This window comes from Variovorax sp. YR752 (assembly GCF_943372545.1).
Window position 1 is genome coordinate 1 of sequence record NZ_CALRZC010000347.1, and the last position, 5,970, is coordinate 5,970.

Annotated in this window: 7 protein-coding genes; 4 read left to right on the top strand and 3 right to left on the bottom strand. The window is 71.9% G+C overall.

What is annotated here, in order from left to right; all coding sequences use genetic code 11:
- Window positions 1–72: 72 nt before the first annotated feature.
- Window positions 73–1,971 carry a DUF294 nucleotidyltransferase-like domain-containing protein gene (locus tag AAG801_RS39640; protein ID WP_341893364.1) on the top strand — a complete coding sequence of 633 codons (1,899 nt, stop codon included), beginning with the start codon at window positions 73–75 and terminating at the stop codon, window positions 1,969–1,971.
- The gene (locus AAG801_RS39645) at window positions 1,968–2,600 is read left to right on the top strand and encodes a 3'-5' exonuclease (RefSeq protein WP_341893365.1); all 633 of its coding nucleotides are present in this window, start codon (window positions 1,968–1,970) and stop codon (window positions 2,598–2,600) included. Before AAG801_RS39640 ends, AAG801_RS39645 begins: the two co-directional genes overlap by 4 nt.
- A gap of 23 nt (window positions 2,601–2,623) precedes the next feature.
- Here AAG801_RS39645 and AAG801_RS39650 read toward each other — a convergent pair whose 3' ends face one another.
- The 3 genes from AAG801_RS39650 to AAG801_RS39660 form a co-directional block, all read right to left on the bottom strand.
- Window positions 2,624–3,118: a hypothetical protein gene (locus AAG801_RS39650; RefSeq protein ID WP_341893366.1), complete on the bottom strand. Its 495-nt coding sequence runs from the start codon at window positions 3,116–3,118 to the stop codon at window positions 2,624–2,626.
- Between the two features lie 126 nt (window positions 3,119–3,244).
- Window positions 3,245–3,625, bottom strand: a complete 381-nt coding sequence (locus tag AAG801_RS39655) for a hypothetical protein (protein WP_341893367.1) — start codon at window positions 3,623–3,625, stop codon at window positions 3,245–3,247.
- A 65-nt stretch (window positions 3,626–3,690) separates the two neighbouring features.
- Window positions 3,691–4,611 carry an alpha/beta hydrolase gene (locus tag AAG801_RS39660; RefSeq protein ID WP_341893368.1) on the bottom strand — a complete coding sequence of 307 codons (921 nt, stop codon included), beginning with the start codon at window positions 4,609–4,611 and terminating at the stop codon, window positions 3,691–3,693.
- A gap of 74 nt (window positions 4,612–4,685) precedes the next feature.
- Between AAG801_RS39660 and AAG801_RS39665 the strand changes: the two genes are divergently transcribed.
- Both AAG801_RS39665 and AAG801_RS39670 read left to right on the top strand, forming a co-directional pair.
- Window positions 4,686–5,174: a GNAT family N-acetyltransferase gene (locus AAG801_RS39665; protein WP_341893369.1), complete on the top strand. Its 489-nt coding sequence runs from the start codon at window positions 4,686–4,688 to the stop codon at window positions 5,172–5,174.
- Window positions 5,175–5,215: 41 nt separating this feature from the next.
- A partial coding sequence (locus AAG801_RS39670) for an AMP-binding protein (RefSeq protein WP_341893370.1) occupies window positions 5,216–5,970 on the top strand: 755 nt, incomplete at its 3' end.

Genomic DNA, 5,970 nt, shown 5'->3' on the forward strand with positions numbered 1-5,970 from the left:
GGGGGGCCCCTTTTTCATTGTTGATCCAGCCCCTGGTCGGGACGGCGGCGCCTTCGTACGATCGCAGTCACGATGAACAACGCCACCACTCCCGCGGCCAGCCTGATGGCCCAGCTGCGCGCCGAACTGATGGCGCACGTGCCGTTCGCGCAGATGAAGCCGGCCGAGGTCGAGCGCTTCATCGGCTCGGCGCAGCAGGTCTACTTCGCGCCCGACGAGACGCTGTTGTCGCCCGAGTCCGGCGTGGCCACCCACCTGCTCTACCTGCGCCAGGGCAGCGTCACCGGCCGGCGCGGCCTGGCGGACGCGGCGGGCGGCTTCCAGTACGAGCCGGGCGACCTGTTCCCGGTCGGCGCGGTGCTCGGCGAGCGCGCCGTCACCGCCACCTACCAGGCCCACGAAGACTGCTTCTGCCTGCTCGTGCCGGCGGCCGTGGTGCGGGAACTCGCTGCCGGCAGCGCGCCGTTCGCCGACTTCCTCAACCGGCGCGTCGGCCAGTACCTGGAACTGTCGCGCCGCGCGCTGCAGGCGAGCTTCGCCTCGCAGACGCTGGCCGAGCAGTCGCTGGAGGCGACGCTGGGCTCGCTGATGCGCCGCGCGCCGGTCTGCGTGGCGCCGGCGACGCCGCTGGCGCAGGCGCTGGCGACGATGCACGAGCGCCGCATCGGCTCGGTGCTGGTGGCAGACGAGGCCGGCCGGCCGCTGGGCATCCTGACGCGCCACGACATCCTCGGCCGCGTCACGCTGCCGCAACGGCCGCTGGGCACGCCGATCGAGGCCGTGATGACGACGCCGCTGCGCACGCTCAGCGTGAGCCATACCGCGCAGGACGCGGCGCTGCTGATGTCGCAGCACGGCATCCGCCACGTGCCGGTCACCGAGGGCGAGCGTGCCGTCGGCATCGTCTCCGAGCGCGACCTGTTCGCGCTGCAGCGGCTGTCGCTCAAGCAGGTCAGCACCACGCTGCGCGCCGCGCCCGACCTCGAGACGCTGCGCCAGGGCGCGGACGACATCCGCCGCTTCGCGCGCAACCTGCTCGGCCAGGGCGTGCGCGCGCGCCAGCTCACCGAGCTGATCAGCCACCTCAACGACGTGCTGACCGAGCGGCTGGTCGGGCTCGTCGCCGGGCGCCGCGGCCTCGACCTGGGCCGCGCCTGCTGGCTCGCCTTCGGCTCCGAGGGCCGCGGCGAGCAGACCATCGCCACCGACCAGGACAACGGCCTGGTGTTCGAGAGCGACGACCCGCAGCGCGATCGGGCGATGTGGCTGGAGTTCGCGCGCGAGGTCAACGAGGGGCTGGACGCCTGCGGCTACCCGCTGTGCAAGGGCAATGTGATGGCCTCCAATCCGGAGTGCTGCCTGACGCCGGCGGAGTGGGCGCAGCGCTTCGAGCAGTGGATGGCGCACGGCGCCCCCGAGGACCTGCTCAAGGCCAGCATCTACTTCGACCTGCGGCCGCTGGCTGGCCACGCCGCACTGGCCGCGCCGCTGCGCGAGTTGATTGCCACGCAGGCGCAGGAGCTTCCGCGCTTCATGAAGCAGCTCGCGCTCAACGCGCTGGCACACGGTGCGCCGCTGAACTGGCGCGGCGCGATCGACACCCGCACGCAGGGCGGCCGCGAGGTGATCGACCTGAAGCTGCAGGGCACGGCGATCTTCGTCGACGTGGCTCGGCTGTACGCGCTGGCCCACGGCGCGCTCGCCACCGGCACGCGGGCGCGGCTGGAGTCCGCGGCGCTGGCGCTGGGCGCCGGTGCGCAGGAGGGCGACACCTGGGCCGCCGCCTTCGAGTTCCTGCAACTGCTGCGCCTGCAGGTGCAGCTCGACCCGGGTTGCCCGGCCGCGGTGGCCGGGCAGCCGAACTTCGTCGACGTCGGCGCGCTCAACGACATCGACCGCCGCATGCTGCGCGAGAGCCTGCGCATTGCCCGCACGCTGCAGCAGCGGCTCGAACTGGACTACCGCAGATGAGGCCCTGGTGGCGCCGCACGGTGGCGGCCGACGATTCGCGCTGGGTGATGCTGGACGTCGAGTCCAGCGGCCTCGACCCGAAGCGTGACCGCCTGCTCGCCATCGCCGCGATCGCCTTGAAGCGCGATGGCGGCGCGCCGCGGCTGGCGCTCGGCGACAGCTTCGAGGTGGTGATCCGCCAGCCCGACGCGCCGGTGGACAAGGCCAACATCCTGGTGCACGGCATCGGCGTCGGCGCCCAGCGCGGCGGCGTCGAGCCGGCGCAGGCGCTCACCGCCTTCGAGCGCTGGGTGGGGCGTTCGCCGCTGCTGGGCTTCCACGTCGCCTTCGACGAGGCGCTGATCCAGCGTGCGATGCGCGCCGTGCTCGGGCACGAGCTGGCCAATCCGTGGATCGACCTCGCCGACGTGGCGCGGGTGGTGCGTCCCGACGTGGCCGGGCGTTCGCTCGACGAATGGATGGAGGTGCTCGACGTGCGCTGCGCGGTGCGTCACCAGGCGGCGGCGGACACGCTGGCGACCGCCGAAGTGCTGCTCAAGCTGTGGCCGCAGGTGCTGGCGCAGCGGCAGGGCGACGACTGGCAGGCGCTGTCCCGGCTGGCGGCTCAGCGCCGCTGGCTGCCGCGCTGAGCCGGCACGGCCGCCCGGGCGACCTACTGCCCGATCAGGAACTTGGCCGCGAACTGCGTGGCGGCGCCGCCGCCGCGGGCGTTGGCGATGTAGGCCACGGCCCGCTCGAGGGCGGCACGCAGCTGCAACTCGTCGGTGGCGCGTTCGATCTTCAGCGCGAGCATCTCGGCCTCGGGGCCGAGCAGATCGTTGATGGCGCGCACGGCATCGCGGCGCGTCGACTCGAACTCCACGACCGCCATCGCCGGCGAGGGCGCCGACGCCGGGCCGGGGATGGAGGCCGGGCCTTCGTCCTTCGGCGACGAGCGCGAGGAGGACGTGGCGACGACCTCGATCAGGCCCTGCTCGAGCAGCGCCTGCAAGGTCTCTTCCGCTTGCTGGACCAGCTTGCCCAGTTCGGCATCGGTCCGCTTGCCGTCGACCAGGATCAGCGTCGAGCGGGCGCGGGGCGTGAGTCGGCGGGCACGCGTCTCGATCTCGTGCTGACCGTCGGCGGTTTTGGTGTAAGTCGTGGCCATGGGCAGCGCGATGGTACATAAAACTGACCGTGAACTGACGCTGCACGTGGGCACCTGATCACGGTTCGGGTCAGCGTGATGCGCATCACAAGGTGATGAGCCGGCGGTGGCCTGTGAACTACTTCCTCAAAGGGCGATGTGCCACTCGTGGCCGCACTTGCGGCAGCGCACCCGCACGCGCCCGTCCTCGCCGGCCTCGCCGAGCAGGTCCCAGCGGGCGTAGGTGCCGCATTGCTCGCAGTCAGCCTGGTTGGCGACGAACTCCGCGTGGCTGAGCAGGTACAGGTAGCGGCGCAGCGCGAGCACGCCGATCACGGCGCTGGCCAGCGCGGCGGCCACGATCTGAAGCTGGTCGAGCAGCGGGGCCGATTTCGTGTAGGCCTCGGCCGAACCCAGCAGGCCGAGGCTGGCCAGCAGCAGCAGCACGAGGTTGGCATGGCTTTGCAGCAGTTCCCGCTCGTACCACTTGCGGAAGCCGATGCGCCGGATCGTCTTGACTGCACTCATCGGCGCCTCCCACTGCCAAACGCCGAGGTCATCTTCTCACGATGGCGCGGCGCGCGCCGGCGCCCTCAGGCCAGGAAGGTCTCCAGCCGCTGGGCCAGTGCCTCGGGCTGGTCGTGGTGCAGCATGTGCCCGGCCGGCGACAACAGGTGGCGCTCGACCCGCGCCACCGTGGCCAGCCGCGCCTCGAACTCGCTGCGCGGGTAGCGATGGCCCCACCACTTCTCGGCGTCGGTGCGGTCGCCTTCCACCCACAGCAGCGGCGCGGCAATCTGCTTCCAGCAGGCCAGCACCTCGTCGACGCGGTACAGCAGCGGGTTGACGCGCTTGTGCGCCGGGTCGGCCAGGATCTGCCAGCGGCCGTCCCTCCCCTGGCGCGACCAGTGCGGCGCCAGCCAGGCAGCCTTGTCCTCGGCCAGCAGCGGGTTGGTCTTGCGCAGCCGCTGCGCCACCTCGGCCAGGCTGTCGTAGGGGCGCAGCTGCGCCGGCTCCCTCAGCTCGTCGAGCCACTGCCGGTAGCGCCTGGGTGCCTGTTCGGGCACGGTGGCCGGCATGCCGAAGCCCTCCAGGTTGACCAGCCGGCGAATCCGCTCGGGGCGGATGCCGGCATAGAGCATCACCACGTTGCCGCCCATGCTGTGGCCGAGCAGGTCGACCGGCTGCCCGGCCAGGCCGAGCTCCGGGTGATCGAGCAGGGCATCGAGGTCGCCGAGGTAGTCGGCGAACCAGTAGCTGTCGCTGCCGCCGTTGTCGCTGAGGCCGAAGCCGCGCCAGTCGGCGGCGATCACGTAGCGGTCCGTCGCCAGCGCATCGACCATGAACTGGAACGAGGCGGCCACGTCCATCCAGCCGTGCATCAGCAGCAGCGGCGGCCGTTCGGGCGTGACCCGCGAGGCGTCGCCCCAGGCGAGCAGGTGGTAGCGCAGGCCGCGCACGGTGACGAACAGGCTGCGTGCGGCGCGGCGTGCGGTGTAGACGGGATCGGTCATGGCGTTGCACTGTAGGCCGGTTCGTGGCCGCCTGCTGTCGGCGGCGCGACAGCCGCGGCTGAGACAATCCGCCCATGAGCACCACCCCCGACTTCACCCTGCGCGCCGCCGAGCTGCGCGACGTCGACGCCATCGTCGGCCTGATCCGCGAGCTCGCCGAGTTCGAGAAGCTGACCCACCTGCTGCAGGTGACACCGCAGACGCTGCGCCCGCACCTGTTCGGCGACAAGCCGGTGGTCGAGGCGCTGGTGGCCGAGGTGGACCGTCGCGTGGTCGCCTTCGCGCTGTTCTTCACCAACTTCTCGACCTTCCTGGCCAAGCCTGGCCTGTACCTCGAGGACCTGTACGTGCAGCCGGCGCAGCGCGGCAGCGGCATCGGGCAGGCGCTGCTGTCGCGGCTGGGCGCGATCGCGGTGGAGCGCGGCTACGGCCGCTTCGAGTGGAGCGTGCTCGACTGGAATGAGAACGCGATCCGCTTCTACGAGAAGATGGGCGCCACGGTGATGCCCGACTGGCGCATCTGCCGCATCAGCGGCGATGCGCTCAAGCGCTTCGGTGCTTGACCCGATGCGTCGCGCACGGCCGCGCGCCTAAGCTCGCGGGCATGGATTCCGCCGCCCACCAGGTCGATCACCACGCTGCCCTGCACGCCGGCTTCCGCTGGCACGTCCCCGCCTTCTTCAACATCGCCGAGGTCTGCAGCGCGCGCTGGGCGCGCGACACGCCGGCCACGCTGGCGATCCGCTACGAGCACGAGGACGGCCGCGCCGCGCAGTTCACCTATGCCGACCTGCAGGCCAACGCCGACCGGCTGTCGAATGCGCTGCAGCGCCTGGGCGTGCGGCGCGGCGACCGCGTCGCCATCGTCATGCCGCAGCGCTTCGAGACGGCGGTGGCCAACATCGCCGTGCTCCAGCTCGGCGCGGTGGCGATGCCGCTGTCGATGCTGTTCGGGCCCGATGCGCTGGCCTACCGGCTGCAGCACAGCGAGGCGGTGGCGGCGATCGTCGACGAAAGCGCGATCGCCAACCTGCTCGCCGCGCGGCCGCAGTGCCCGACAGTGCGCCGCGTGATCGCCGTGGGCGACGCGGCCGGGCAGGGCGACGTCGACTGGGATGCTGCGCTCGCCGCCGAGCGTGCCGAGTTCACGGCAGTGCGGACGAAGGCCGACGAGGCCGCCGTGCTGATCTACACCAGCGGCACCACCGGCCCGCCCAAGGGCGCGCTGATCCCGCACCGCGCGCTGATCGGCAACCTCACCGGCTTCGTCTGCAGCCAGAACTGGTTTCCCGACGTGTCAGGCCCCCTTCCCACGGGGAAGGGGGAGCGGGGGAAGGGGGGCGTGAATGCAGGGCGGCG